The organism is Burkholderia sp. MSMB0856, from assembly GCF_001524645.2.
Classification (GTDB): domain Bacteria; phylum Pseudomonadota; class Gammaproteobacteria; order Burkholderiales; family Burkholderiaceae; genus Burkholderia; species Burkholderia diffusa.
In genome coordinates this window covers 3,080,841-3,106,016 of sequence record NZ_CP013427.1, presented here as the reverse complement: position 1 = coordinate 3,106,016, position 25,176 = coordinate 3,080,841, and the positions used below count along the sequence as shown (strand labels likewise).

Annotated in this window: 23 protein-coding genes and 1 tRNA gene; 7 read left to right on the top strand and 17 right to left on the bottom strand. The window is 66.1% G+C overall.

The window, feature by feature from the left end:
- The first annotated feature begins 73 nt into the window (after positions 1-73).
- Complete coding sequence (gene nagE, locus WS87_RS15725) at positions 74-1,843, top strand: N-acetylglucosamine-specific PTS transporter subunit IIBC (protein WP_059819814.1); 1,770 nt, start codon at positions 74-76, stop codon at positions 1,841-1,843.
- A 174-nt stretch (positions 1,844-2,017) separates the two neighbouring features.
- Here the strand turns inward: nagE and WS87_RS15720 are convergent, their stop codons facing one another.
- The 6 genes from WS87_RS15720 to rpoH all read right to left on the bottom strand — a co-directional run bounded on the left by WS87_RS15720 (position 2,018) and on the right by rpoH (position 9,519).
- On the bottom strand, positions 2,018-4,501 hold the full coding sequence (locus WS87_RS15720) for a family 20 glycosylhydrolase (RefSeq protein WP_059819813.1): 2,484 nt from the start codon (positions 4,499-4,501) through the stop codon (positions 2,018-2,020).
- A 560-nt stretch (positions 4,502-5,061) separates the two neighbouring features.
- A complete protein-coding gene (gene cydX, locus WS87_RS15710; protein ID WP_059526148.1) occupies positions 5,062-5,184 on the bottom strand; it encodes a cytochrome bd-I oxidase subunit CydX in 123 nt (40 codons plus the stop codon).
- 54 nt (positions 5,185-5,238) lie between these two features.
- Positions 5,239-6,375, bottom strand: coding sequence for a cytochrome d ubiquinol oxidase subunit II (gene cydB, locus WS87_RS15705; RefSeq protein WP_059819812.1), 1,137 nt, complete (start codon positions 6,373-6,375; stop codon positions 5,239-5,241).
- 31 nt (positions 6,376-6,406) lie between these two features.
- Positions 6,407-7,987, bottom strand: a complete 1,581-nt coding sequence (locus tag WS87_RS15700) for a cytochrome ubiquinol oxidase subunit I (RefSeq protein ID WP_059819811.1) — start codon at positions 7,985-7,987, stop codon at positions 6,407-6,409.
- Positions 7,977-8,255: a cytochrome oxidase putative small subunit CydP gene (gene cydP, locus WS87_RS15695; RefSeq protein ID WP_059526138.1), complete on the bottom strand. Its 279-nt coding sequence runs from the start codon at positions 8,253-8,255 to the stop codon at positions 7,977-7,979. The genes WS87_RS15700 and cydP overlap by 11 nt, the downstream gene beginning before the upstream one ends.
- A 328-nt stretch (positions 8,256-8,583) precedes the next feature.
- On the bottom strand, positions 8,584-9,519 hold the full coding sequence (rpoH, locus tag WS87_RS15690) for an RNA polymerase sigma factor RpoH (RefSeq protein ID WP_059691452.1): 936 nt from the start codon (positions 9,517-9,519) through the stop codon (positions 8,584-8,586).
- Positions 9,520-9,880: 361 nt separating this feature from the next.
- Between rpoH and WS87_RS15680 the strand changes: the two genes are divergently transcribed.
- Positions 9,881-10,450, top strand: coding sequence for an acyloxyacyl hydrolase (locus WS87_RS15680; protein ID WP_059819810.1), 570 nt, complete (start codon positions 9,881-9,883; stop codon positions 10,448-10,450).
- A 45-nt stretch (positions 10,451-10,495) separates the two neighbouring features.
- Positions 10,496-10,879, top strand: a complete 384-nt coding sequence (locus tag WS87_RS15675; protein ID WP_059526129.1) for a nuclear transport factor 2 family protein — start codon at positions 10,496-10,498, stop codon at positions 10,877-10,879.
- 143 nt (positions 10,880-11,022) lie between these two features.
- On the opposite strand, the gene leuA is transcribed toward WS87_RS15675, so the two are convergent.
- Positions 11,023-12,669: a 2-isopropylmalate synthase gene (gene leuA / locus WS87_RS15670; protein ID WP_059819809.1), complete on the bottom strand. Its 1,647-nt coding sequence runs from the start codon at positions 12,667-12,669 to the stop codon at positions 11,023-11,025.
- Positions 12,670-13,063: 394 nt separating this feature from the next.
- On the bottom strand, positions 13,064-14,038 hold the full coding sequence (gene ybiB, locus WS87_RS15665) for a DNA-binding protein YbiB (RefSeq protein WP_059819808.1): 975 nt from the start codon (positions 14,036-14,038) through the stop codon (positions 13,064-13,066).
- 181 nt (positions 14,039-14,219) lie between these two features.
- On the opposite strand from ybiB, the gene maiA reads away from it, so the two are divergent.
- Positions 14,220-14,864: a maleylacetoacetate isomerase gene (gene maiA / locus WS87_RS15660; RefSeq protein ID WP_059819807.1), complete on the top strand. Its 645-nt coding sequence runs from the start codon at positions 14,220-14,222 to the stop codon at positions 14,862-14,864.
- Between the two features lie 94 nt (positions 14,865-14,958).
- Here the strand turns inward: maiA and ftsY are convergent, their stop codons facing one another.
- Positions 14,959-16,119 carry a signal recognition particle-docking protein FtsY gene (ftsY, locus tag WS87_RS15655; protein ID WP_059819806.1) on the bottom strand — a complete coding sequence of 387 codons (1,161 nt, stop codon included), beginning with the start codon at positions 16,117-16,119 and terminating at the stop codon, positions 14,959-14,961.
- Between the two features lie 202 nt (positions 16,120-16,321).
- Between ftsY and rsmD the strand changes: the two genes are divergently transcribed.
- The 3 genes from rsmD (at position 16,322) to WS87_RS15640 (ending at position 17,871) form a co-directional block, all read left to right on the top strand.
- Positions 16,322-16,936, top strand: a complete 615-nt coding sequence (rsmD, locus tag WS87_RS15650) for a 16S rRNA (guanine(966)-N(2))-methyltransferase RsmD (RefSeq protein WP_059819805.1) — start codon at positions 16,322-16,324, stop codon at positions 16,934-16,936.
- A gap of 111 nt (positions 16,937-17,047) precedes the next feature.
- Entirely contained in the window at positions 17,048-17,545 is a 498-nt protein-coding gene (gene coaD / locus WS87_RS15645; protein ID WP_006398238.1) for a pantetheine-phosphate adenylyltransferase, read from the top strand.
- 59 nt (positions 17,546-17,604) lie between these two features.
- A complete protein-coding gene (locus WS87_RS15640) occupies positions 17,605-17,871 on the top strand; it encodes a YfhL family 4Fe-4S dicluster ferredoxin (protein WP_059819804.1) in 267 nt (88 codons plus the stop codon).
- Positions 17,872-17,946: 75 nt separating this feature from the next.
- On the opposite strand, the gene hisC is transcribed toward WS87_RS15640, so the two are convergent.
- From hisC to WS87_RS15595, 8 genes are all read right to left on the bottom strand, one after another.
- On the bottom strand, positions 17,947-19,014 hold the full coding sequence (hisC, locus tag WS87_RS15635; RefSeq protein WP_059819803.1) for a histidinol-phosphate transaminase: 1,068 nt from the start codon (positions 19,012-19,014) through the stop codon (positions 17,947-17,949).
- 129 nt (positions 19,015-19,143) lie between these two features.
- On the bottom strand, positions 19,144-19,743 hold the full coding sequence (pth, locus tag WS87_RS15630; protein ID WP_059526108.1) for an aminoacyl-tRNA hydrolase: 600 nt from the start codon (positions 19,741-19,743) through the stop codon (positions 19,144-19,146).
- Between the two features lie 120 nt (positions 19,744-19,863).
- Positions 19,864-20,472: a 50S ribosomal protein L25/general stress protein Ctc gene (locus WS87_RS15620; RefSeq protein WP_059819993.1), complete on the bottom strand. Its 609-nt coding sequence runs from the start codon at positions 20,470-20,472 to the stop codon at positions 19,864-19,866.
- A 162-nt stretch (positions 20,473-20,634) separates the two neighbouring features.
- Entirely contained in the window at positions 20,635-21,597 is a 963-nt protein-coding gene (locus WS87_RS15615) for a ribose-phosphate pyrophosphokinase (RefSeq protein ID WP_059526106.1), read from the bottom strand.
- Between the two features lie 44 nt (positions 21,598-21,641).
- Positions 21,642-21,718, bottom strand: a tRNA-Gln gene (locus WS87_RS15610).
- 53 nt (positions 21,719-21,771) lie between these two features.
- Positions 21,772-22,653 (bottom strand): 4-(cytidine 5'-diphospho)-2-C-methyl-D-erythritol kinase, encoded by an 882-nt coding sequence (gene ispE, locus WS87_RS15605; RefSeq protein ID WP_059819802.1) that lies wholly within the window; start codon positions 22,651-22,653, stop codon positions 21,772-21,774.
- A 27-nt stretch (positions 22,654-22,680) separates the two neighbouring features.
- Positions 22,681-23,301, bottom strand: coding sequence for a lipoprotein insertase outer membrane protein LolB (lolB, locus tag WS87_RS15600; RefSeq protein WP_059819801.1), 621 nt, complete (start codon positions 23,299-23,301; stop codon positions 22,681-22,683).
- Entirely contained in the window at positions 23,301-25,124 is a 1,824-nt protein-coding gene (locus tag WS87_RS15595; RefSeq protein WP_059691460.1) for a tetratricopeptide repeat protein, read from the bottom strand. Before WS87_RS15595 ends, lolB begins: the two co-directional genes overlap by 1 nt.
- Positions 25,125-25,176: the final 52 nt, after the last annotated feature.

Below are 25,176 nucleotides of genomic sequence, written 5' to 3'. Positions count from 1 at the left end.
GCGCGCGAGCGTTTCACCACGCAAGCAATTAGGTCAACGACGATTAATGACGAGACATGGATTGGAGGACTGAATGGACGGGAATCCGTTTCTGAAGATACAGGGCCTGGGTCGAGCGCTGATGCTGCCGATCGCGGTGTTGCCGGTCGCCGGCATCCTGCTGCGGCTCGGACAGCCGGACGTGTTCAACATCAAGATGATCGCCGACGCCGGCGGCGCGATCTTCGACAACCTGCCGCTGCTGTTCGCGATCGGCGTGGCGGTCGGTTTCGCGAAGGACAACAACGGCGTGGCGGCGCTCGCGGGCGCGATCGGTTACCTGATCGAAACCGCGATCATGAAGGATATCGATCCCAAGCTGAACATGGGCGTGCTGTCCGGGATCATCGCGGGCGTGGTCGCGGGCTTGCTGTACAACCGCTACAAGGACATCAAGCTGCCGGACTACCTCGCGTTCTTCGGCGGCAAGCGGTTCGTGCCGATCATCACGGGGCTGGTGTGCGTGGTGCTCGGCATCGCGTTCGGGTACGTGTGGCAGCCGATCCAGCATGCGATCGACGCGGCAGGCCAGTGGCTGACGACGGCGGGCGCGATCGGTGCGTTCGTGTTCGGCTTCCTGAACCGCCTGTTGCTCGTCACGGGCCTGCACCACATCATCAACTCGCTCGCGTGGTTCGTGTTCGGCAACTTCACGCCGCCGGCCGGCGGCGAGCTCGTGCACGGCGACCTGCACCGCTTCTTCGCGGGCGATCCGAGCGCGGGCACCTTCATGGCCGGCTTCTTCCCGATCATGATGTTCGGCCTGCCGGCCGCGTGTCTCGCGATGCTGCATGAAGCGCCGAAGGAGCGCCGCGCGATGGTCGGCGGCCTGCTGTTCTCGATGGCGCTCACGTCGTTCCTGACCGGGGTGACCGAGCCGATCGAATTCAGCTTCATGTTCCTCGCACCGGTGCTGTACGTGATCCACGCGGTGCTCACGGGGCTGTCGCTCGCGATCTGCCAGATCCTTGGCGTGAAGCTCGGCTTCACGTTCTCGGCCGGCGCGATCGACTACGTGCTGAACTACGGGCTGTCGACGAAGGGCTGGATCGCGGTGCCGCTCGGTATCGCATACGGCGTCGCGTATTACGGACTGTTCCGCTTCTTCATCCGCAAGTTCAACATGGCGACGCCGGGCCGCGAACCGGCCTCGGCCGATGCGGCGGCCGAGTCGTATGCATCGGGCGGCTTCGTCGCGCCGGCGGCCGGCGCCGCCGCGGCAGCACCGCGTGCGCAGCGCTACATCGCCGCGCTCGGCGGTGCAGGCAACCTGACGGTCGTCGACGCATGCACGACGCGCCTGCGCCTGACCGTCGTCGATCCGGAGAAGGTGTCGGAGCCGGAACTGAAGTCGATCGGCGCGCGCGGCGTGCTCAAGCGCGGCGGCAACAGCGTGCAGGTGATCATCGGGCCCGAGGCCGACATCATTGCCGACGAGATGCGCTCGGCGATCGGCAGCGGCGCGACCGGTGCCGCCGTGACGGCCACGGCCACGGCCGCTGCGGCTCAGCCGGTCACGGGCGCGGCCGCCGGTCCGCTCGATCCCGATCCGCTGCGCTGGCTCGCGGTGTTCGGCGGGGCGACCAACGTCGCTTCGCTCGACGCGATCGCGACCACGCGCCTGCGCGTCGTCGTGCGTGACGCATCGGCGGTCGATCGCGATCGACTCGGCGCGCTCGACGTGGCATGGGTGTCGCCGGACACGTTCCACATCGTCTGCGGCAACGCGGCGGCACGCTACGCGGAACAGCTCGGCGCGCGCCTGACGTCGACGGGCGGCGGCGCGGCACCGCAACCGGCCTGATCCGGCACGATGCGATGAGGTGGGCCCGATCCGCGTGGCGGGTTCGGGCCGCCGGTCGGTAAAACGAAAACGGCTTGCGATACGTCGCAAGCCGTTTTGCTTTGGCGGGGCGTGGGCGCGATGCAATCGTCCGCATCGCGCACTGCTTGCGTGGATCTGCAACCGCTCAATCGTTCACGGGTTCGTCAGCGTGAACGTCGGCTTCCGGTAGCCGATGCCGGCCCGGTCGAGCTTCGGCAATTCGCGCTGCGTGAGCAGCGTCGCGAAGCCGGCCCAGTCGCGCTGCAGCGCGGCCAGGTCGACGTGATGCGTGTCGCCGCGCTTGAAGCGCACGCCGGCCGCATACGGCAGCTCCCAGTCGGCCTGGTGCCACGCGCGTTCGGCGAGCGCGAGCAGCCGCGGATAGGCCATGTATTCGAGGAACGTGTCGTTGCGCATCACCTCGCCCCACGCCTGCCCCTGCATGCCTTCGATGCGCGGCGCGGGGCCGGTGCCCGTCACCTCGAACGCGTTGCCGTCACGATCGCCCATCACTTCGGCGTTCTGCGGCAGGTTCTCGGGCGCGAACGAGAACACCTTGTACTCGTCCGTCGCGTGCGAGCCCCAGTAATAGCCGCGCTCGCGCGGGTTGAGCGTGTACGGGAAGTCGAAGTACAGGTAGTCGGGCAGCGCGAGCACCGTCAGGTAACCCTTGCCGCTCAGGTCGCGTGCGCTGTCCGACGCACCCCAGAAGATCGTGTCCCACAGCGACACCATCACGTGGCGCGTGCTGAAGTCCTGCGGCCCGCTCGCATGCTTGATGCCGTCCTGCCACGCGGCCATCGTGTCGATCCCGTTCGCGTCGACCGCCGCGCTCACCTGTTTCGCGAAACGCGTCGGCAGCTCGTCGATCGACTTGATCTCGCCGCGCTGGAGCAGCGCCGTACACGCGGGCGAACGCGCCCACGGCTTGTCCTGCGCGGCGACATCGATGCGCCCCTTGTTCGGATCGGTGCCGTTCAGCGGCTGGAAGCCCCCGCCGAGGAAGATGTTCTTCGCCTCGTCGCCGCCGTAGTGCCAGGTGTGCAGCGGCGCCTGCGCGTCCGCATGCATCGCCGCGATTTCGCGGATCACCTTCGACGCGAAATTGAGCGCGCCCGGCACGCACGGATTCAGGTCGCTGCGCCGATCGTAGAACTGCACCGTCGTCAGGTTCGTCGTGTCCTGCGGATCGAGCAACCGGTACGCGTTCGCTTCCTGCTCGCGGCCGGCCGCGTGCAGCCGCCGGTAGCGCGCCTCCATCGTTACGACGGCCGCGCGCGCATGCGCGGGCATGTCGATCTCGGGGATGATCCTGACGAAGCGGGCAGCCGCGTAGCGCACGAGCGCCACGTAGTCGTCGCGCGTCAGGTAACCGCCGCCCGAGCGGTTGTCGGGGCCCGAGCCGAGTTGCGGCAGCAGGCAGCGCGTCTCGCTCGGGTCGTGACAGCGGCGTGAGCCGATGTCGGTCAGCTCCGGCAGGCCGGGAATCTCGATGCGCCAGCCTTCGTCGTCGGACAGATGCAGGTGCAGGCGGTTGAGCTTGTATGCGCTCATCTGGTCGATCAGGCGGCGCAGCGTCGCCGGGTGCTTGAAGTTGCGCGCGAGGTCGACGTGCATCCCGCGATGCGTGAAGCGCGGCGCATCCTCGACGAGCATCGCCGGGATCGGGCCGCCGCCGGCGGGCGCGAGCGAGTAGAGCGTCTGCACGCCGTAGTAGAGGCCCGCGCGATCGTAGCCTTCGATCAGCACGCCGCGCGGCCCGATCGCGAGCCGGTAGCCGCCCGGCACCGCAATGTCGGCCGGCAGCCGGCGCGGTGCGACGGCGCCGTGGACCGGCACGCGCGCTCCGTCGAGCCCGAGTGTCGTCGCACGTTCGCGCAGCGCCGCGATTTGCCCATCCGGCAGGTCCGCCAGCGCGAGCTCGACGCCGCGCAGGTCGAGCGTGCCGGGCAGCGGCTGTTCGCGTTTCACGCTCGGCAGTGCGCGGCTCGCGTCAGGCCGTGCCGCCACGGGCGGCGCGTTGCCGGTCGAATTGTTTTGCGCGTCGGCCGGCAGCGATTCGACATAGCGGAGCTCGTCGTCGGTGTCGTTGTAGCGGAGCACGGCGGGCGGTGCGCCGTCGACGACGACATACGGGCGCGGAATCACGTCGCTGTAGCGCAGCAGCCAGTATTCGGCGACGAACGGCAGTTCGATACGTTCGCCGGGCGCGAGCCGCACCGAGCCCGGCTGCGGCGTCAGCTCGTACAGGTCGCCGGTGAGCCGCCGCAGCGCGAAGCCCGGACGATCGATCCGCAGCAGCCGGCGGATGCTGTGCAGGTACAGCTTCCAGCCGCCGTCGGCGATCGTCTGGTGGCCGCGGTTCTGCAGGATCAGGCGGCCGGTCGCGCAGGCCGCGCCGTCGGCGCCGAGATCGGCGCACGGCACGCCGGTTGCGGCCGCGTGGTTGTTGTCGACGGCGACGCGCAGCGCGAGGCCGTTCGACAGAAGCGTCGCGAGACTGGCCGCTTGCGCGGCCGGTTGTGCGATGCCGGCAGCCGCGACGGCGGCGGTCGGCGTCGGCTGCGCGCCGATCGCGACAGGCGGCAGCGCCGCGATCAACAGGGCGGCAACGAAGGATGGCAAGGTGTGCTTCATTCGAACTCCTGAGAAAAAAGTGGGCGTGGCGGCGTCGTTGAAGGCGACGTCGCCGCGATCGGGTCTTTCAATGGAGCTGCGGGAGATACCCGCGCACGGGGCGATGCGGCCGCACCGCGCGCATTCGGCACGCGGGGGCGTGCGTTACGGAACGGGAGGCGGGCACCCGTGCCGATCGGATCCGCGGGGTGGCGGATGCGTGCTCATTGGCGGCGCACGGCAATCGCCGCGGCAACGATGCGACCGCGGCGGAGTGGGTTCGACCGGCCGCGCACGATCGCAACGGCGGCCGCTGCCGCATACGCATGGCAACTCGGCGCGCGGGCGCGCGCCAGACACGGGATTCGCATGTCTCCCCCACCAGATGGATTCGGCCTGTCGGCGGCCGTGTCCAAAGATCTTATGAAACCTTTGATTGGTATTCAAGTGGTATCAATCTGGCGCTAAATTGGCATCGGGGAATCGCGGGGCCGCCGATGGTACGGACGAAAAAAAACCTCGCGTGACGCGAGGTTCGTTCCGGGCGGGAGGGGCGGTGCGAGCCGCCTTTCCGCGTGCGATCAGCCGCGGCGTGCGCGCACCGGCGCTTCCTGCGGCTTCTGCCGCGCTTCGAGCCACATCGCGTTGACGATGCCGAACGACAGCGCGACGCCGATACCGAGAATCCAGCTGAAATACCACATGATCCGACTCCTTGCGAAACGGTGGGCGAGGGCGCGTGGGCGCCCCGGCCAGGTTCAATACATCGAGTGCTTGTTCTCTTCGAGCGACTGATGCGTGACCTTGCCGCGCATCACGCGGTACACCCAGCTCGTGTAGAGCAGGATGATCGGCAGGAACACGATCACCGCGAACAGCATCACCTGCAGCGTCATGTGGCTCGACGTCGAATCCCACACGGTCAGGCTGCTGCGCGGGTCGAGCGACGACGGCATGATGAACGGGAACATCGAGAAGCCTGCGGTCAGGATCACGCCGGTGATCATCAGGCCGGTGCAGAAGAACGCCGTCTTTTCCTGCTTCGAGCCGGCGAGCAGCAGCGCGAGCAGGCCGCTCGCGATCCCGACGACGGGTGCCGCAATCATCCACGGATACTCGCCGTAATTCGCGAGCCACAGGCCCGAGCCGGCGGCGACGTCCTTGAGCAGCGGGTTCGCGACCGTGTCGGTCGGCGCGGCGTGCGTGATGTGGAAGCCACCGATGGTCGACGCGATCAGCACGCCGGCCAGCACGAACAGCACGACCGCGAGGAGCGCCGACACGCGCAGCGCGATCGACGCGCGGCGTGCGATCACGCCGTCGGTCTTCATCTTGATGAACGCGGCGCCGTGCGCGACGAGCATCGTGAGGCTGACGAGCCCACAGAGCAGCGCGAACGGGTTCAGCAACGCCCAGAAGCCGCCGTAGTAGGTCACGCGCAGGTCGCTGTCGAACTTGAACGGCACGCCCTGCAGCAGGTTGCCGAACGCGACGCCGAACACCAGCGCCGGCACGAAGCCGCCGACGAACAGGCCCCAGTCCCAGCCGGCGCGCCAACGCGGGTCGGGCCGCTTGCTGCGATAGTCGAAGCCGACCGGCCGGAAGAACAGCGCGAACAGCACGAGCAGCATCGCGAAGTAGAAGCCGGAGAACGACGCGGCATAGACGAGCGGCCAGGCGGCGAACATCGCGCCGCCGGCCGTGATCAGCCACACCTGGTTGCCTTCCCACGTCGCGCCGACCGTGTTGACGATGATGCGGCGTTCCTCGTCGGTCTTGCCGAGGAACGGCAGCAGCGCGGTCGCGCCCATGTCGAAGCCGTCGGTGACGGCGAAGCCGATCAGCAGCACGCCGACGAGCAGCCACCAGATCAGCTTGAGAGTTGCATAGTCCATAGCGATTCCTTGTTCGGTTTCAGGTGCGCGCTCAGGCCGACGCGTGCTCGCCGGCGGCCGCCAGCTCGTGGTGATAGCGGCCGGTATGCAGCGAGGACGGGCCGAGACGCGCGTACTTGAACATCAGCTTGATCTCGATGACGAACAGTGCCGTGTAGAACGCGATGAAACCGGCGAGGCTCAGGTACAGGTCCGTCGACGTCAGGCTGGACGCGGACAGATGCGTCGGCAGGATGCCCGCGATCGTCCACGGCTGGCGGCCGAGCTCGGCGACGACCCAGCCGAATTCCGCGGCGAGCCACGGCAGCGGGATCGCCCACACTGCATAGCGCAGGAACCAGCGGCGGTTGTCCTGCAGCACCTGCCGGCGCGCGCAGAACCAGAACGCGGCGACGAAGGTCGCGAGGAACAGGAAGCCGAGGAACACCATGATCCGGAACGAGAAAAACACGGGCGCGACCGGCGGGATTGTCTTCTTCGCGGCGGCCTTGATCTGCTCCGGCGTCGCATCGACCACGTTCGGCGTGAATTGCTTGAGCATCAGCCCGTAGCCGAGATACTGCTTGTGCTGATCGAACAGCGCGCGGGTCGCGTCGCTCGTGTCGCCTTCCTTGATCTTCTGCAATGCGCCGTACGCGACCATCCCGCTCTGGATGTGTTCCTCGCTGTGCTTTGCGAGCTCGCGCAGGCCGATCACCGGTTCGTCGATCGAGCGCGTCGCGATCAGGCCGAGTGCGTACGGGATCTTGATCGCATAGTCGGTGCGCTCTTCCTTCTGGTTCGGAATGCCGATCAGCGTGAACGATGCCGGCGCCGGCTGGGTTTCCCATTCCGATTCGATCGCGGCGAGCTTCATCTTCTGCACTTCGCCGGTCGTGTAGCCCGATTCGTCGCCGAGCACGATAACGCAGAGCGTCGACGCGAGACCGAAGCCTGCCGCGACCGCGAACGAGCGCAGCGCGAAATCGGTGTCGCGCTTCTTCAGCAGGTACCACGACGAGATGCCGAGCACGAACATCGCGGCCGTCACGTAGCCGGCCGACACGGTGTGCACGAACTTCACCTGGGCGACCGGGTTGAACAGCACGTCGAACAGGTTCGTCAGCTCCATGCGCATCGTCTGGTAGTTGAACTCGGCGCCGACCGGATTGTTCATCCAGCCGTTCGCGACGAGGATCCAGAGCGCGGACAGGTTCGAACCCAGCGCGACGAGGAACGTGACCATCAGGTGCTTGACCTTCGACAGGCGGTTCCAGCCGAAGAAGAACAGGCCGACGAACGTCGATTCGAGGAAGAACGCCATCAGGCCTTCGACCGCGAGCGGCACGCCGAAGATGTCGCCGACGTAGTGCGAGTAGTACGACCAGTTCGTGCCGAACTGGAATTCGAGCGTGATGCCGGTCGTCACGCCCATCGCGAAGTTGATCCCGAACAACTTGCCCCAGAACTGGGTCATGTCCTTGTAGACCTGTTTGCCGGTCATCACGTAGACGGCTTCCATGATGACGAGCAGCCAGGACAGGCCGAGCGTCAGCGGCACGAACAGGAAGTGGTAGAGCGCCGTGATGCCGAACTGCAGACGCGACAGATCGACGACTTCGCTACTTATCATGGTGGTCTCCCTCGGTAGATGCAGGCGCCGGCACCGAGAGCAGCTTCTCGGCGACGACGGCAGGCGGCAGCGACATGTGCTTGGCCTGCGGATGATTGAAGAATGCGTATTTGAGCGACATCAGGAGGATCAGCTTGACGATCACCACCAGCGTGATGTCGCGCATGAGGGTCGGCCCGCGCGCCCACGCGGCGATGCGTGCGCGCCAGCCGAGCGTGCCGGCGGCCTGCGGGGGAGGCGGCGCAGGCTCTTTATTGATCGAGATCAAGGCGATTATCCTGAATCGATTTACGTGGGTTTTGGGGCGACTCTACGTCGGATTTATGACGGCAGTTAAGCTGTTTTAATCCTTTTAAGCCGACATGCCAATTTTAAAATGCCGGCTTTCCGATGCCGAGTGTTGCGCTGCGGCAGACCGTCGCGAAGCACGTGTCGAAACTTGATGCAGATCAAGGTTATGCGGAAGGGGCCGGAATTTGCCCGATACCCGATCAATAAGGTCGATTAATACGGCGTGATCGAGGCTAAACCATAGACGAAAAAAAACCGCTGCCGGGTGGGCAGCGGTTTTGGGTAAAGCGCTCTAAATCGCGGAGTTACGCGTATTCGGCGAGTGCCGTGCGCATCTTCTTCATGGCGCTCGCTTCGATCTGGCGGATGCGTTCCGCCGATACGCCGAACTCGGCCGCGAGATCGTGCAGCGTCGAGCCGCCCGAGCCGTCGTCGTCGACGTTCAGCCAGCGCGCCTCGATGATCCGGCGGCTGCGTGCGTCGAGTGCCTCGAGCGCCTGCGCGATGCCGTCCGTCTGCAGCATGTCGCGCTGACGCGCGGCGAGCACGGCGGTCGGCTCGTTGTGCGAATCGGCCAGGTAGGCGATCGGTGCGTACGACTCCTCGCCGTCTTCCACTTGACCCTCGAGCGCGATGTCGCCGCCCGACAGACGCGTCTCCATCTCGGTCACGTCTTCGCGCTTGACGTTGAGCTCCTGCGCGAGGCCGTCGATTTCCTCGGGCGTCATCGCCTGCATGCTCTTCTTGTGGCTGCGCAGGTTGAAGAACAGCTTGCGCTGGGCCTTCGTCGTCGCGACCTTCACCATCCGCCAGTTGCGCAGGATGTACTCATGGATCTCGGCCTTGATCCAGTGGATCGCATACGACACCAGGCGCACGTTTTGCGCCGGGTCGAAACGTTTCACGGCCTTCATCAGGCCGATGTTGCCTTCCTGGATCAGGTCGCCGTGCGGCAGGCCGTAGCCGAGGTAGTTGCGCGCGATCGACACGACCAGCCGCAGGTGCGACAGCACGAGGCGGCGTGCCGAGTCGAGGTTGTTGTCTTCGCGGAATTCGGTCGCGTACTGGCGTTCCTCTTCGGCGGTCAGGAGCGGGATCCGGTTGACGGCCTGGATGTACGCGTCGATGTTGCCGAGCTGGCCCGACAACATCGATTGAGTCGCGAGCGCCAGCGAGCCTGCCGATTCGGCCTTGGCCGGCGTCGGGCTCAGGGTGTTCGGAAGGGTCAGGGCGTGGCTCACTAAAAAACTCCTTTGGAATCAGGGACAAACCCCTGGTCTCGGATGAGATTCCGGGGCCCATCTTAGCACTCCCGTAATCCGAGTGCTAATTCCTTAGAGGGGCTGCGGGCATCCAAGTTCCCGATTCTCTATCGAACTTGTCGAATCGATAGTCTAATTTGCGACCGGACTGGCCGGTAGAAGTTCCGTAAGTTGTTGTTTCTGATAGTAATCAGTAGACGGTTTCGATTTTTGTAGTTTTGGAAGCAAACAATTTCGCTTCGTGATGCCGATCCGAAAAGTCCTTTACCATACCATTCAGTTCGCTCGGGCCCGGCCGCGGCGGCAAGGCCCCATTCAACCCACAAAGTTGGAGTGTCTGATGAACAATAAGAAGAATTGCCGGCCCCGCAGCCGGCTTGCGGTGCATGCGCTGCTGGCGGCATCGCTGCTGGGCGGATCGGGCGCCGCGTTCGCGGATCGATGGGGAATCCAGGCGGGCGGCGGGTTTTCCGATCGCCACGGGATCGACAAGGCCGATCTCGGCGTCGTGTGGGATCCGGGCTGGAACTGGTGGGAAATCGGCGGCTGGCACTTCGCATTCGTGATGGAAGGCCACGCCGGCTACTGGCACACGGGCGGCAATGTTCATGGCAGCATCGGCGAATTCGGTGCGACGCCGATGTTCCGCTTCATCAAGAGCGCGGGGCAGGTGCGTCCGTTCATCGAGGCCGGCGCCGGCATCCGCTTCCTGACGTCCCCGACGATCTCCAACAAACTGTCACTGGCGACGTCGTTCCAGTTCGTGGACGTCGTCGGCGTCGGCGCGCAGTTCGGAGAACGGCAACAGTATCAGCTCGGCTACCGTTTTCAACATGTGTCTAACGCGGGTATCAAAGAGCCGAATCCTGGTATAAATTTCCACCAGTTCTACGTGCAGTACAACTTCTGATCCGCACGCCCGCGCACGGCGGGCGCGTTGCCGAGGAGTCAGGCGATGGCGAAGGTGGTCGATGCGATTCGCGCGCTCGAGCGCGATCGATTCCGGGCGATGGTCGACGGGGACGGCGAGGCGCTCGAGGCGCAATTGTCGGACAAGGTGTTCTTCGTGCACACCAACGGCAAACGCGAAACCAAGCAGCAGTTCATCGACGCCATCGTCGCCGGCCGCCGCCGCTATCGTCAGATCGAAATCCAGTCGCAGGACCTGCTGCCCGTCGGCGACGCAACCTGCGTCGTCACCGGGCGCGCACTGATCGAGATGGAAACGAACAACGGCGGGCTGGTGTTTCCGATCGCCTATACCGCCGTCCATACCCATGAGCAGGGGCAGTGGCGCCTGCTGGCGTGGCAGGCGACGCGGTGCGCGACCGAGACATGAGCGCGCGTGGCGCTCCTTTTCGTGTCCCGACCGAGGCGGCCTTCTGGGCCGCTTTTCATTGCCCGTGCGACGCGGATTGCGCGGCGCACGGGCGGTCACGCACCGCTCGCTGACGTTCGAACCCTGAAACGAAAATCTGCCGATCAGGCCGCCGCACGGCGGTCGGCGCACTGCCAGGCCGAGCGGTTGATCGCGCTGACGACCGCATCGAGCGCGGCTCTCGCCGCATCGGCGTGCACGCCGACGCCATGCCGCAGCGGCGCATCGCCGACCCGGCAGCCGACCGATACCGCAATTCGTCCGTCCGTCGTGCGCGCGTGTTCGCACGAGGCGACGTCGATCGTCGCGCCGGCCGCCGTCGCGAAGGCCGCGGCCGTGCGTTGCACGACGTCTTCGGGTGTCGCGCCGGCCGGCGGCGCGCCCGCGATGTCGCGGTTCTGCCAGCGTGCGGCGTCGCCGTGGCGCGCGGCCGGGCCGTCGGTCTCGAAGAATTCGCGGGCGAACAGCGCGCAGATCGCGTCGCCGGTCACTTCCTCGCCGGACGTGTCGGCGAGCGTCTGCACCGCGTGGCTGAATTCGATCTGCACGCGCCGCGTCGGCGTGAAGCCCATCCCGCGTTCCAGCAGGAACGTCGCGCCGCCTTTGCCGGACTGGCTGTTCACGCGAATGACCGCGTCATAGCTGCGACCGAGGTCGGCGGGGTCGATCGGCAGATACGGCACTTCCCACACCGCGTCGGGGCGCTGCTGCGCAAAGCCCTTGCGGATCGCATCCTGGTGCGAGCCCGAGAACGCGGTGAACACGAGGTCGCCCGCGTACGGATGACGCGGATGCACCGGAATCTGGTTGCAGCGCTCGACTACGCGGCGCACCGCGTCGATGTCGGAGAAATCGAGGCCCGGATCGATGCCCTGCGTATAGAGGTTCAGCGCGAGCGTGACGAGGTCGACGTTGCCGGTGCGCTCGCCGTTGCCGAACAGGCAGCCTTCGATGCGGTCGGCGCCCGCGAGCAGCGCGAGTTCCGCAGCCGCGACCGCGGTGCCGCGATCGTTGTGCGGATGCACGGACAGCACGATGCTGTCGCGATACGCGAGGTTGCGGTCCATCCACTCGATCTGGTCGGCGAACACGTTCGGGCTCGCGGCTTCGACGGTCGCCGGCAGATTGACGATCATCTTGTGATCGCGGGTCGGCCGCCACGCCTGCGCGACCGCGTCGCACACTTCGCGCGCGAACGTCAGCTCGGTCATGCTGAAGGTTTCCGGCGAATACTGGTAGGTCCAGTGCGTGTCGGGGCGGGCCGCCGCGTGTTCCTTGATGAGTCGCGTGCCCTCGACCGCGAGCGCCTTCACGTCGTCCTTCGACATCCCGAACACGATGCGCCGGAACGACGGGCAGATCGCGTTGTACAGGTGCACGATCGCGCGCGGCACGCCTTCGAGCGCATCGAAGGTACGCGCGATCAGGTCTTCGCGCGACTGCACGAGCACTTCGATCGTCACATCGTCGGGAATGCGCTTGTCGTCGATCAGCTTGCGGACGAAATCGAAGTCGGTTTGCGACGCCGACGGAAAACCGACTTCGATCTCCTTGAAACCGATCGCGACCAGCATGTCGAAGAATTCCAGCTTCTGTTCGATGCTCATCGGCTCGATCAGCGACTGGTTGCCGTCGCGCAGGTCGGTGCTCATCCAGACCGGCGCCCGCTCGATGGTGCGGGTCGGCCAGCGGCGGCCATTGATGCGGACGGGTTCGAACGGACGGTACTTGTCTTGCGGGTTGCGCTTCATCTTCTGGACCTCGGGTCTCAAGTCGCGAGCGAAGACGGGCGGCATGGGCGACGGGTGGCGCTGCCTCGCACCGTGGCGCCAGAAACGCGCTGCGGATGCGGATGATCTTCGCGAATCGGCCGACGGATGGACGGACGAATGCTGACGACTTCGGGTTGTAAAAACTGCGAGAAGGGTGCTGCGAGGAACTGCAGGGAGGGACCGTGCGGACAGCACACGGCGCTACGACAGCCTTAGGCTAGTCGTAGCGATAGCGACCGCGCTAGGCGGCCGGAGGTAATTCGGAGGGTGTTCGGAAAGGAACGCATGGCGACAACTCTATGCCAGGATGCGTGCGCGTGTCAAATGGTCGGTTGAAAGGCCGGCGCGACCGCGTGCCGGCCCCGGATGCCGGTCACGGTGCGAGCCGGGCGATTCGCACGATCGTCTCGACCTGCCGCGCAAGCGCGTCGGGTACCGGAATTTCACCGCGCAACACGGCGTCAGTCCACGCGGCCGTGGTTGCCGCGTCGCGCGATTCGGGCAGCGCGACGGGCGGCGCGTCGCTCGACGAGCGCTCGGGCTCGATCAGCGTGTCGCATACGCCGTCGTGCAGCCAGTCGACCTGCACCTGGCGCCGCGTGTCGGCCACCGCTTCGCCTTCGGTGCCGCGCGCGAGCAGCGCGCCGCCGAGTGCGGCGTCCGGGTGATCGCGGAACAGTTGCGCGAGGCTGTCGCGGTACGGCGGATGCGTGTAGTTGACGAGCCGCAAGCCGGCCGGCGCGAACGGCTGCAGGATCTTCACGAGCGTGTGCGTCGAGTTGCGCACGCCGAGCACGCCGCGCAGCGACAGCAGACGCGCGATGCGCGGCGCCAGCGCGGCGATGGGCGCGAACGCGACGCGGCGTTCCGCGAGCATGTCCTCGATCGCGTCGTGCGACGTCGACGGCGGGATCGACAGCGCCGAGAAGATCTCCGCGCTCGTCACGCGGCCCGGATCGCGCTCGACACCGTGCACGAGCACCGGCACGCCTTCTCGCGCGAGCAGCAGCGCGAGCAGCGGCACCAGGTTCGGCTGCTTGCGCGCGCCGTTGTAGCTCGGGATCGACACCGGGCGGAACGCGGCATCCTGCACGTGCACGGGTTCGAACGACGCCTGCGCGGCTGCGAGCATCGCGGCCAGTTCGTCGGCGCTTTCACCCTTCAGACGATAGGCGATCAGGATCGCGCCGAGTTCGACGTCCGACACGCGCGAGTCGAGCATCGCGCGATAGAGCTCGAACGTGTCTTCGGCGGACAGCGCGCGTGCGCCGTGCGGGCCGCGGCCGATTTCCTTGATGAAGCGGGCGCAAGGGAACGGCGAGGCAGCGGGGTCGAGGGAAGCGGTCATCGGGGCGTGGGGCGGGCGGCCGGCATCGGGCCGCGCGGTGAGCGGTAAGGAATGCCCCGAGTATCGCACGGGCACGGCTGCGCGCGCCGACGCGGCGCGGCGCGCTAAACTCGGGTTCCCGGTGGTGCCGCGTGCGCTGCGGACGCCGTCGCCGGCCGAATACGATCCAGAGAGACATCCCATGAAGCTCTACAGCTATTTCCGCAGTTCCGCGTCGTACCGCGTGCGGATCGCCCTGAACCTGAAGCAGCTGCCGTACGACACGGTTCCCGTGCACATGCTGCGCGACGGCGGCGAGCAATTGAAGGACGCCTACCGCGCGGTGAATCCGGATGCGGTCGTGCCGACGCTGATCGACGGCGATGCCACGCTGCAGCAGTCGCTCGCGATCATCGAATATCTCGAGGAAACGCATCCTGAACCGGCGCTGTTGCCGAAGCAGCCGGTCGACCGCGCGTATGTGCGGGCGATCGCGCTGCAGGTCGCGTGCGAGATCCATCCGCTGAACAACCTGCGCGTGCTCAAGTACCTGAAGCACACGCTGAAGGTGTCGGAGGAAGCGAAGAACGACTGGTACCGGCACTGGATCGAGGCGGGTTTCGCATCGCTCGAGACGCGCCTCGCGAACGATCCGCGCACCGGCAAGCTGTGCTTCGGCGACACGCCGACGCTCGCCGATATCTGCATCGTGCCGCAGGTGTTCAACGCGAACCGTTTCTCGATCGACACAACGCGCTTTCCGACGATCCAGCGGATCGCCGATCATGCGTCGACGCTCGACGCGTTCAAGGCCGCCGAGCCCGGCGTGCAGCCCGACGCCGAATGACGTCGCGCGGCTGTCAGCCACCGGCTGACGGCTTCCGGACGCGCATGAAAAAAGGGCGCCCGAAGGCGCCCCGTGCGGTGCGGGCCGGCGACGTTCAGCCGAGCAGCGCGTCCGCGAATTCCACCGCGCTGAACGGCTGCAGATCCTCGACCTTCTCGCCGACGCCGATGAAGTAGACGGGCACCGGGCGCTGCCGTGCGATCGCGGCGAGAATGCCGCCCTTCGCGGTGCCGTCGAGCTTCGTGACGATCAGGCCCGTGAGGCCGAGCGCATCGTCGAATGCCTTCACCTGCGTGAGCGCGTTCTGGCCCGTGTTCGCGTCGATCACGAGCAGCACCTCGTGCGGCGCGCCATCGTGTGCCTTCGAGATCACGCGCTTCACCTTCTTCAGCTCTTCCATCAGGTGCAGCTGCGTCGGCAGGCGGCCGGCCGTGTCGGCCATCATCACGTCGATCCTGCGCGCGCGCGCGGCGCTGACCGCGTCGAAGATCACCGCGGCCGGGTCGCCGCTTTCCTGCTGGACGACCGTCACGTTGTTGCGCTCGCCCCAGACCGCCAGTTGTTCGCGCGCGGCCGCGCGGAACGTGTCGCCCGCAGCCAGCAGCACCGACTGGTCGAAGCTCTGCAGGTGCTTCGCGAGCTTGCCGATGCTGGTGGTCTTGCCTGCGCCGTTCACGCCCGTGATCATCATCACGAGCGGCTGCGCGCGGCCGAGCATCAGCGATTTCTCGAGCGGCTTCAGCAGTTCGACGAGCAGGTCGTGCAGCGCGCCCTTCACCTGCTGCGGATCCGTCAGCCGGCCCGCGCGCACCTTCTCGCGCAGCGCGCCGAGCAGGTACTCGGTCGCATCGACGCCGGCGTCGGCCATCAGCAGCGCGGCTTCGAGCTCTTCGTACAGGTCCTCGTCGATCTTCGTGTTGACGAACACGCCGGTAATGCTCGAGCCCGTCTTCGCGAGCCCGGACTTCAGGCGCGCGAGCCACGATTTCTTCGCGGAGGCGTCCTGCGTCGGCGGCGGCACGATCTCGACCGCTTCGACGACTTCGTCGCTGCCGTCGTTGGTCGGCGTGACCGTCATCACGACAGCCGGCGCGGCCGGCTGCGGTTGCGCGGGCGCTTGCGGCGCTTCGATCGCCTGGCACGCGTCGGCGGCGGGCGAGTCGGACGGTTCGTCCGGTTGCGGCGCATCGATCGATTGCGATTCCGCGGAGTCGGGCTCCTGCGTTTTCTTGAATCGTTTGAAGAAACTGAACATGGTCTGACGTCGGGAAGAGGGCGGGGCGCCGCCAGGGCGGAGCGCCGGAGGGGCCGTCATGTGTACGCACGGCGGCCGAAACCGTGCATTTTATCAGTGCGGCGGCGCACTCGCGTCAGCCGGTGCCGCCGCTGTGGTAACGTGCGCCTGTTTGGCGGTGCGCCCTCCCGCGCACCCGGTCCCCCCGTCGTCGATATTCCGTATGTCCCGTTCCTCTTCCGGCCGCCCGACGGCCCCCCCAGGTCGCGGCAAGCCGCACACGATCCGCATCATCGGCGGTGACTGGAAGCGCACGCCGCTCGCCGTGCTCGATCTCGACGGCCTGCGGCCGACGCCCGATCGCGTGCGCGAGACGCTGTTCAACTGGCTCGGCCAGGATCTCGAAGGCCGGCGCTGCCTCGACCTGTTCGCGGGCACCGGCGCGCTCGGATTCGAGGCCGCGTCGCGCGGCGCGACGAGCGTCGTGATGGTCGAGCGCCACCCGCGCGCGGCGCAGCAACTGCGCGCGATCAAGGACAAGCTCAGCGCACGCTCGGTCGAGGTCGCGGAAGCCGACGCGCTGCGGCTCGCGGCCGGGCTGACCCCGGGCGCGTTCGACGTCGTGTTCCTCGATCCGCCGTTCGGTGAGGCGGCCGTGCTCGAGCGCGCGATCGCGCTGGCGGCGCCGCTCGTCGCGCGGGATGGCGCGCTGTACGTCGAGACGGGGGCTGAGCTCGACCCGAACGCGCACGAAGCGCTGGCCGGTTGGCAGGTGGTGAAGCACGGCAAGGCGGGTGCGGTTCACTATCATTTGCTGCGGCGCGAAAATGATGAATAATGCGCGTTCCATACGAGGCGGCGCGCCGCAAAGGCGACGCATGCCCATCTCGGCAGCGGCGTGCGCGTCGCACGGCTGCCACCCCGTTTGCGTGATGACAGGAGGAGCGACATGGTAGTCGCCGTGTATCCCGGTACGTTCGATCCGCTGACGCGCGGGCACGAAGACCTCGTGCGGCGTGCGTCGAGCATTTTTGATACGCTGGTGGTCGGTGTTGCCGACAGCCGCGCGAAGAAGCCGTTTTTCTCGCTGGAAGAACGTCTGAAGATTGCGAACGAGGTGCTCGGCCATTATCCGAACGTGAAGGTGATGGGGTTCAAGGGCCTGTTGAAGGACTTCGTCCGCACCAACAATGCGCGCGTGATCGTGCGCGGCCTGCGTGCCGTGTCCGATTTCGAATATGAGTTCCAGATGGCGGGGATGAACCGCTATCTGCTGCCCGACGTCGAGACGATGTTCATGACGCCGTCCGATCAGTATCAGTTCATCTCGGGGACGATCGTGCGCGAAATCGCGCAGTTGGGCGGCGATGTCAGCAAGTTCGTGTTTCCGTCCGTGGAGAAGTGGCTGACCGAGAAAGTCGCCGCGATGGGAGGCCCGGCCGCGTGACGCGGCGCCGGCCGGTTTCGTTGCGAAGCCGGCCGCCGGCCTGAAGAAGTGAGATCAGTATGTCTTTGATGATTACCGACGAGTGCATCAATTGCGACGTGTGCGAGCCAGAGTGCCCGAACGGCGCGATTTCGATGGGCCCGGATATCTACGTGATCGACCCCAACAAGTGCACCGAGTGCGTCGGCCATTTCGACGAACCGCAGTGCCAGCAGGTGTGTCCGGTCGAATGCATTCCGCGCGATCCGCAGCATGAAGAATCGTATGCGCAGTTGATGGCGAAATATCACGCGTTGACCGCCGCCAAGAGCGACGACGCGCAGTGACCGCGCGGTGACGCGCGCGCGTCGCGAATTGCTTGGCCGGCGCCGCCTGGCGCCGGTTCCACTTCTCCCTTCGCTTCAGCCGATCAGGTCGCGCAATGCCGCGACGAGCGTGTCGCATTCGGCGTCGGTGCCAACGGTGATGCGCAAATGCTGGTCGATGCGTGGCGCCCGGAAGTGCCGTACGAAAATTTCCCGATCCTTCAGCTTTGCCGCGATCGTGCCCGCATCGTGCGCGGGATGGCGCGCGAACACGAAATTCGCGGCCGACGGCACGACGTCGAAACCGAGTGCCTCCAGCGCATGCGTGAGCCGCACGCGGCTGTCGATCACGCGTCGGCAGGTCGCACCGAAGTAGTCGGTGTCTTCGTATGCCGCCTGCGCGGCGACCTGCGCGAGCCGGTCGAGCGGATAGGAATTGAAGCTGTCCTTCACACGATTCAGTGCGTCGATCAACGCGGCATCGCCGAACGCGAAGCCGACGCGCATGCCGGCGAGCGAGCGCGCCTTCGACGTCGTGTGCACGACGAGCAGGTTCGGATTGCGGTCGATCAGCGTGATCGCGGATTGTGCGCCGAAATCGACGTACGCCTCGTCGATCAGCACGACCGACGATGGGTTCGCGGCCGCGATCCGTTCGATGTCCGCGAGCGGCAGCGCGCGCCCGGTCGGCGCGTTCGGGTTCGGAAACAGCACGCCGCCCGCATCGTCGAGATAGTCTTCGACACGGATCGAGAAGTCGTCCGCGAGCGGCACGACCGTGGTCTCTACACCGTACAGGCGCGCGTAGGTCGGGTAGAAGCTGTACGAGATGTCGGGAAAGCGCAGCGGCCGGTCATGCTTGAGCAGTGCCTGGAACGCATGCGCGAGCACTTCGTCGGAGCCGTTGCCGGCGAAGACCTGCTCGGGCTTGATGCGATGATGGGCCGCGACCGTCTCGCGCAGTGCGCGCGCGAGCGGGTCGGGATAGCGGCGCAGCGTGTCGCCGGTGTCGCCGAGTTCGCGTGCGATCGCCGCGACGACGCGCGGCGAAGGCGGATAGGGATTCTCGTTGGTGTTCAGCTTGACGGGGTGTGCGAGCGCGGGCTGTTCGCCCGGCACGTAAGGCACAAGTTGCTGAACGACGTCGCTCCAGTAACGGCTCACCGCTTGGCTCCTGACGGGCAAAAACGACCAGATTACCGCATGTGGACGCTGCGGTGCGCGATTGCGCACGACGGAGACACCGCCCGGCGCCGCCGGGCGGCACGTTGCACCATGCCGGTGCGGTGGAAGTCAGTTGCGATGCAGTTGCATCGTCGCGCGGTCGAGTTCGCCCTTGACGACCATCGGCATCACGGCGAGCGCGCGCTCGATCGATGCGTCGATCACGTCCTGCTCCTCGCGGCGCGGCGGCTTCAGCACGAAGTTCGCGACGTCGGGTTTTGCGCCGGCGCGTGCGCCTTCCGGGATCAGGTCGCGCGGATGGCCGATGCCGATGCGCAGGCGCCAGTACTGCTGCGACGACAGATGCGCGGTGATGTCCTTCAGGCCGTTGTGGCCGCCGCTGCCGCCGCCGAGCTTCAGCTTCACCGTGCCGGGCGGCAGATCGAGTTCGTCGTGTGCGACGAGGATCTGGTCGGGCAGGATCTTGAAGAAACTCGCGAGCGCGACGACCGACTGGCCGGAGCGGTTCATGTAGGTTTGCGGCTGGAGCAGGTGGACTTCCTCGCCGTGCAGGCGCGCTTTCGCGTAGAAGCCGTGGAAGCGGCGCTCGTCGCGCAGCGTCGCGCCGGCTTCGCGGGCGAGCTGGTCGATCAGCCAGAAGCCGGCGTTGTGGCGCGTCGCAGTATATTCCGCCCCGGGGTTGCCGAGGCCGACGATCAGTTTGATCATGACGTTTCGTAGGCGGCAGCGCCCGCCTGGGCGCAGAAAAAGAAAAACCCGCCGGGCAAGCCGCGGCGGGTTGCGTCGACCGTTTCTTGAAACGGATCGAACGGGCGCGTAGGCGGCCGCTTAGGCAGCCGGCGTTTCGCCTTCGCCTGCTGCGTCCGACACGGCGCCAGCCGGGACCGTCGCCGATGCGACAACCGGGTTTTCCGCGTCGACGTGCGCGACCAGCGCCACGCCCTTCGGCAGTGCGATGTCCTTCGCGTGCAGCGACTGACCTGCTTCGATCTTCGACAGATCGACTTCGAGGAATTCCGGCAGAGCCGACGGCAGGCACTCGACTTCGATTTCCGTCGCGACGTGCGAGACGATTGCGCTCGACAGCTTCACTGCCGGGCTGACTTCAGCGTTCAGGAAGTGCAGCGGCACCTTCGTGTGCAGCTTCTTCTTCGCGTCGACGCGCTGGAAGTCCACGTGCAGCACGAGTTGCTTGAACGGGTGGTATTGCACGTCGCGCAGCAGAACCTGTTGCGACTGGCCAGCCACTTCGAGGTCGAGGATCGACGAGTGGAAGGCTTCCTTCTTCAGCGCGTGCCACAGCGCGTTGTGATCGAGTTCGATCTTTTGCGGGGCTGCTTCGCCACCGTAGACGATACCCGTGGTCTTACCGGCGTTGCGCAGGCGGCGGCTCGCACCCGTACCTTGCTCTTGGCGCTCGAAAGCGACGACTTTCATGTGATTCTCCATTAGCTGCCCGCGACCAGGCAGTAAAACGGGGCCGGCGAAATGGCGGCCCCCGATGAAACGGACGGGGTTTCGTCTATCCCGTCCGATTGTGCAAAAAGCGAAGCGTTGCCGCTTCGCTTTCCGCGCATGCTTTGTCGTGTCGTTCCGCGATCAGGATTCCGCGAACAGCGACATCACCGAGTCGCCGCGGCGAATCCGCGAGAACGTTTCGGCCAGCAGGCTCGCGCTCGTCAGCGAGCGGATCTTCGAGCAGCCGAGCGATTCGGCCGACAGCGGGATCGTATCGGTGACGACCAGCTCGTCGAGTGCCGATGCGGCGATACGCTCGGCGGCGCCACCCGACAGAACCGGGTGCGTCGCGTACGCGAACACCTGCTTCGCACCGCGATCCTTCAGCACTTGCGCTGCCTTGCAGAGCGTGCCGGCCGTATCGACCATGTCGTCCATGATCACGCAGGTGCGGCCTTCGACTTCACCGATGATGTTCATCACTTCGGCGACGTTCGCCTTCGGACGACGCTTGTCGATGATTGCGAGATCGCAGTTGAGCTGCTTCGCGAGTGCCCGGGCACGGACCACACCGCCGACGTCCGGCGACACGACGAGCAGATCCGAGTAGTTCTGCTTGCGCAGGTCGCCGAGCAGGATCGGCGTTGCGTAGATGTTGTCGACCGGGATGTCGAAGAAGCCTTGAATCTGGTCGGCGTGCAGATCCATCGTGATGATCCGCTCGACGCCGGCGATTTCCAGCATGTTCGCGATGACCTTCGCCGAGATCGCGACGCGCGCCGAGCGCGGGCGACGGTCCTGGCGGGCATAGCCGAAGTAGGGGATGGCGGCAGTGATCCGGCCGGCGGACGCACGCTTGAGCGCGTCGACCATGATCATCAGTTCCATCAGGTTGTCGTTCGTCGGCGCGCACGTGGATTGCAGGACGAAGACGTCCTTGCCGCGCACGTTTTCCTGGATCTCGACCTGGATCTCGCCGTCGGAGAAACGGCTGACCATTGCTTTGCCGAGGGGGATTCCAAGGATATTGACGACTTCCTGGGCGAGCGCGGGATTCGCGTTGCCAGTAAAGACCATCAAGCCATCATGGCTGTGGCTGCTCATCGTGCACCTGCTTCAGGCTTAGGCGGGAAATGCGGGAAAATTTTTGGCAGGGGAGGAAGGACTCGAACCCTCGCATGCCGGAATCAAAATCCGGTGCCTTGACCAACTTGGCGACTCCCCTACACTCAACTGATAACTTTACCGGACTTGTAGGCCATCCGATAAAGCAAAACTTCATGACGCGAAAGCGAAGAGCGGATGCTCGTTCAGGCTCTCGGCAACTGCACCGTTCCAACCGGTGGGCAGCTTGGCTTTCGCCGCTTCTGCCTCGTGCCTGCTATGAAACACTGCAAACACGCTTGCTCCGGAGCCGGTCATCCTCGCGGGGGTCACATCATACAACCATTTGACCACCTGCGCAACTTCCGCGTACTTACTTGTCACAACTTGCTGCATGTCGTTCCGGCCGAAACTGTCTGGCCATCCCGCATCGCTGTTTTGCTGTGCAAGAAAGTCTGTAATTGTGACGCGCTTCGTATCTCTTGTCAACAACTCGTCTGAAAAAATTTCAGCGGTGGGGACATGAACGCGTGGCGTCACAACCAAGAACCAGCGAGCCGGCAATTCTACCTCAGCTAATTCTTCTCCGATACCCTCTGCGAACGCATTTTTTCCAAAAACAAAAAACGGGACGTCCGCGCCGAGTTTCACCGCGAGCGACTGCAGTTCCGTGCGCGGCAGATCGAGTTGCCACAGGCGGTTCAGCGCGAGCAGCGTCGTCGCCGCGTCGGAGCTGCCGCCGCCAAGGCCCGCGCCCATCGGCAGGCGCTTGTCGATCTCGATGTCGACGCCGGCCGCGGTGCCCGTGTGCGTTTTCAGCAGGTTGGCTGCGCGCACGACGAGATCGCTCTCCTCCGGCACGCCCGGCACGTCGGTGACGCGTGCGACGCGACCGTCGTCGCGCAGCGTGAAGTGCAGCGTATCGCCCCAGTTCAGCAGCTGGAACACGCTCTGCAGATCGTGATAGCCGTTCGGTCGACGGCCGGTGATGTGCAGGAACAGGTTGAGTTTCGCGGGCGCAAGGCAGTTGCGCAGCGAGCGGGTCGAATCGGTCATGCGTATGTCGGGGCTAGGTTCACGTGCTTACTGGTCGAGCACGAGCTTGATGTCGAGCGGCGGCGTCGCGCGCACGAGGTTGACGCGTTTGACGCCCGTGGCCGGTGCGTCCGCGTAGGCGAGATAGTCAATCGTCCAGCCGTCCTGGCGAATCTGCTTGACGTGCGTCGTGTCCGCCGGGTCGCGCACCGTCTGCGCGGGCGTTGCGGGCGCGGGCGTCGGCAGCAGCCAATAGCGCAGACCGGCCAGCGGCAGCGAGAAGCCGAGCGCGTTCTGCATCAGTTCGCCGACGTCGGTCGCGTATTGCGGTTGGCGGTTCGGCAGTTCGAGCGATGCGGCCTGCGGCGTCGATTTCACGACCGCGAGCGTCTGGCCGAGCGGGCTGCGCAGTTCCAGCGACACGTCGTCGCCGTGTTCCTGCCAGTCGAAGTTGCCGTAGACGTTCTGCGGTCGGCCGAGGCGGTCGCTGTACTGCACCGCGAAGCGGCCGTGATACGCGTGTGCCGCGGCCGTCTGCAGCACGGTGCCCGACGGCGCATTCGCCGACGGCGGCGTGCTCGCGCAGCCGACGAGCGCGAGCGCGGCGCCGGCCGCGGCCAGCGTGCGCAGCGCGCGGGAAGACGAGGAAAACATCGGGAACATCCGCATCAAAGGCCGTTGATCTGCAGGCGCTTGAGCGTCTGCACGAGCGTGTCGTTATCGGGTTCGAGCTTCTGCGCGGCACGCCACGCGACGCGCGCGTCTTCCTGCGCGCCGCTCTTCCACAGCACTTCGCCGAGGTGCGCGCCGATCTCGGCGTTGGGTTGCAACTCGTACGCGCGCCGCAGCACCTTCGTCGCGCCGGCCGTGTCGCCCATCCGGTACTTCACCCAGCCGAGGCTGTCCATGATGTACGCGTCGTTCGGCGCGAGCGACAGCGCCTTGTCGATAAGCTTGCTCGCCTCGGGCAGGCGTTGGTTACGATCGGCCAGCGAATAGCCGAGCGCGTTGTACGCCTGCGGGTTGTCGGGCTGCGTGCGGATCAGCTCGCGCAGTTGCTTTTCCATCGCCGCGTAGTGGCCGGTCTTCTCGGCCGCCATGGCGTAGTCGTAGCGCAGGTCGGGATCGTCCGGGAAATCCTGGACCGCCTGCGCGAGTCGCGCCTCGGCTTCCGGATAGCGCTTCGCGGTGAACAGGATCGACGCATCGGTGCGTGCGACCACGGCCGCATCGCGCGGATCGCTGATCGGCAGGTCGTCGAGCACCTTGCGCGCCTCGTCGGTCTTGCCCTGTTTCTGCAGCAGCTGCGCGCGCGTGATCTGCGCGGGCAGGTAGTGCTGGCTCGTCTGGTCGACCTTGTCGAGCCATTGCGACGCCTGCGCGTCGTTGCCCTGCTCGATCGAGATTTGCGCGAGGTAGATGTAGCCCTGACCGACGTCGAGGTTCGGCTGCTTGTCGCCGAGCTGCACGTACTGCTTCAGGTACGCGGTCGCGTCGTCGAGTTTCTTCTGCTGAATTTTAATCAGCGCGAGCGCCATCAGCGGCGTCGGATCCTTCGAGTCGAGCTTGCGCATCGTCTCGAACTGCTTCTGCGCGTCGTCGAGACGGTCGTCGGCGAGATAGAGCTGCGACAGCGCGAGGCGCGCATCGCGCGACTTCGGATTCTGCTGAACATATTTCTCGAACGACGCGATGCCGGCCTTGCGCTCGGCCGGCCCCATCTGCGACAGCATCAGCGCCGCCGGCAGATAGTCGGGGCGGATCTGCAGCGCCTGCTTCAGCGACTGCGCCGCGCCTTCCTTGTCGTCGACCGCGAGTTGCTGTCGCGCGATCGCGAGCTGCGCCTCGGGGCGGTTCATGTCGTTCTTCAGCATGTCCTTCAACACCGCGAGGCCGCCGACGCGGTCGGAGCCGCGCACCAGCAGTGCCTGCAGCGCGAGGATCGCAGGGCCGCGCGTTTCGCCGGTCGCGCGGGCCAGTTCGCGCGCCAGCATCGGCTGTGCGTCGGCCGGCTTGCCGGCGAGCACGAGCAGCGCGGCGTCGACTTGCGATGCGCGGTTCGAGCCGGGGGCGTACTGGCGCCACAGATCGGCCGCGGACAGCGCGTCGGCCGGGCTTTGCGCGCCGAGCGCGATTTCGGTCGCACGCTGCGCCATGCGCGGGTCGCGCGTGTCGCGGGCGAGCGCGAGGTAGGTCTGGTAGGCCGGCGCAGGCTGGTTGCGCTGGAGCGCGACCTCGGCGGCCAGCACCTGGTAGACGATCTGGCTCGTCAGCGGGACGCCCGGGAGATCCTTTTTCTCGTCCGGCAACACGTGCTCGAACGCGCCCTGCGGCTCCGCGTCGTCCGATGCCGGATTCTGCGCGTGAGCCGGGAAGGCGGTGAGGGTCCACGCGGCGAACAGCGCGGCGCCGAGCGCACGGCGGACCGGGAAGGCGCGCGCGCCGCGCACGGCGGCGGGGCGCTTCAGAAGCAGCTTCGAGGGCAAGGTCATGGAAATCCGTTCGATGTTTCAACCGATTGTAACGCGCTCGCTACAATACACG